This is a genomic window from Bradyrhizobium sp. Kon58, assembly GCF_055807455.1.
On record NZ_JBVVOT010000205.1, the window covers coordinates 1 to 380 of the forward strand.

The following is a 380-nucleotide window of genomic DNA, read 5'->3' on the forward strand; positions in this document are numbered from 1 at the left end:
CCCTGACCGAAGTGCACCAGGCCCTTGGGGGGGTTGTGGTTGCGCATGCGCTGGAACAGCTCGGCGGACAGGCGCCGCTTGTCCGGGCCGAGGGCGGCGGTGTTCCATTCGGCGCCGTCGGGGTCGTCGATTGAGACAAAGGTCGGCTCACCGCCCATGGTCAGGCGCACATCATCCCTGTGCAGGTCACCATCGATCTGCCGCCCCAGGGCCTGGATCGCCAGCCACTGCTCCTCGGTGTAGGGCTTGGTCACCCATGGGGCTTCCCAAATCCGCTCTACCGACATTTCGTGGGTGAATTCGCACTCGCAAGGTTCCACCAGCCCACTGATCGGTGCGGCGGAGGAAGGATCGGGGCTGCAGGCCAACGGGATATGCCC

General features: G+C 65.8%; 1 protein-coding gene. It reads right to left on the reverse strand.

What is annotated here, in order from left to right; translation table 11 throughout:
• A partial coding sequence (locus AC0L20_RS40135) for a transglutaminase family protein (protein WP_473295690.1) occupies nt 1-287 on the reverse strand: 287 nt, incomplete at its 3' end.
• Nucleotides 288-380 lie beyond the last annotated feature (93 nt).